Here is a 2,041-nt window from a genome sequence, read left to right as displayed (position 1 = left end):
GTTCACATACAGCGTTGCATCATCGTAATCTGAATAGACGTACACTTCATAATCAGACCAATCAAAATCAACTCTTGCTGCTTCTTCTTCGGACGTATCAATGCTTTGCTCACTAGACACTGTTCCGTATTCGTTTTTAATGACCGCTTTAATTTTATGAGTTCCCGGTAAGAAAGGACCCACATTTTTCTCTTCTTCATCGCTGTTGACTTTACCCACTTTTTGGTTGTCTACGTACACCGTAGCGCCTTCTTCATTTGACGTTACAGCCGCATAGGCAGGATTTACACGAACGGTATAATGATCAAAGATGCCCCATTTCTTCCCGTCTTTTTGTAAATGCGCATATGGTGAAGGCATGTCATCCGAATCATCACTGAGAGTAGCTTTTGCTTCATAAGATGCCGTTTCTTTTAATAATCCATCATTAATAGATGAAAGAACCTTTGGATTATGATGTAAATATTCGACAAAAGACTTAGTTTGTTCATCATTTGCGCTAAGCTCAATTTGACCTTCATTTACATAGCTTTTTACCTTGTCAATATCCTTCTCTTTGACCGCGTTCACAAATCCTTCCGAAACGGCTCGAGGTGACATTACCATTTTATTTACCGCATAATATCCTCCGCCTAAAACAACGGCTGCTGCCAGTATAGAGGCAGACAGAACTTTTGTTTTTTTACTCATCGGTTTGCGCGGGTTCGAACGCTGCTGTTCCTCATAGCGAGGCTGATGAGCAGATGCCACTTCTTGATTTGCCGAAGCACTTTGACCGCATTCCGGGCAAAATTCCTGCTCTTTTGTTAATTTATGTCCACAATTACTGCAAAAATCCATCTCTATTCGCTCCTTTACGTGCTATATATAGCTAAAAAGCATCGCGCTAACGATGCCTTCTAGTATCACTTCATCCCTTTAAAACAAACTATTAAGTTCATCTCCAGTTACACTTAAGACAATTGCTTTTGCTTCTTCTAGTAATCCTTTACTTACCATAGACAGGGCGATAATAGTTACAACATACGTGATAAGAATGCTATAGACTTTATCTAATCCCCCAGGTGTATTGTTTTTAAAACTTGTGATAGTAAGTGGTATGACAAATAATATGCCTAACAACCCAAATAATAAGAAATAGACGAAAACATCAATATGTATAAGTGATAGGACAATTCCTACAATAAATAAACCGGTCGGCACAATTAAAAATGTACCAAAACGAGCAAACAGCTCTTTAAATGAAACATCTATTTTTGCTAATTTCACAACTCCATACGTTACTGCGACGATAACCACTAGTGCAATAAACATAAAAATACTTTGCTTCACAACGACATCAACAAAACTAATTCCACTTGCATCCGTAGCTGGCTTGGCATTTAAAAGCCCGCTACCAAAATCACTTTCCGGCTGTTCACCCGTAGTAGTCGTGTAAATGATACCAAAAAACTTAACAAGCAACATCTTCCACCCGAAATACATCATAAGAGGAATACTAATTGCATAAAGAATAATTGTAATAAGAGCATTAATAAATTGTCCGTCTCCAACTCCTTGAGCTGTAGCTAGAGGATTCTTGATTCCTTGCATAAAATAACCGATATACATTTTTGAAATATGTTTAGCATTTTCCACATGCTGATTTGGCTGAGTAGGTTGGCCGCTAGGCTGAGAATATGTATGAGTAGCTGAATGATCGACTGTTGCCGCTACTTGCTCTTTTACGCCTCCCTCTTCTAATTTTGAACCGCATTTGACACAAAACTTGCCACTTTTATTAAGATGGCCACAATTTGAACACTGCAAATTTCTTTTCCTCCTTTTAAGATTTTTTCCTAGAAATATAGAAAAGCTAAAATCTACCTTTCTAAAAAAACACATACTTTAGGATTATACACTATTTCCAGTTGTTTAGTACTATTTATTTTATTTTCATGTATTTTTTTCTTTTATTTTAGTAAAAATAATAATTTGTTAGTCTTTTATATCTATGTTTTTAACATTTTATTATTCACATGATCTTAAAGACATATTATAA

Annotated in this window: 2 protein-coding genes; both read right to left on the bottom strand. The window is 36.3% G+C overall.

Translation table 11 applies throughout. The annotated features are described in order from the left end of the window. Positions 1–840 (bottom strand): TcaA second domain-containing protein (locus tag RB298_RS05080; RefSeq protein ID WP_486046203.1); only part of this gene is annotated, 840 nt, incomplete at its 3' end. Between the two features lie 78 nt (positions 841–918). Continuing rightward, the gene (locus RB298_RS05075; protein WP_486046201.1) at positions 919–1,809 is read right to left on the bottom strand and encodes a zinc ribbon domain-containing protein; all 891 of its coding nucleotides are present in this window, start codon (positions 1,807–1,809) and stop codon (positions 919–921) included. Between the last annotated feature and the right edge of the window lie 232 nt (positions 1,810–2,041).

This window comes from Priestia sp. BR_2 (genome assembly GCF_041954005.1).
Taxonomy (GTDB): Bacteria; Bacillota; Bacilli; order Paenibacillales; family Paenibacillaceae; genus Paenibacillus_AQ; species Paenibacillus_AQ lautus_A.
This window is presented reverse-complemented; position numbering and strand designations above follow the sequence as displayed.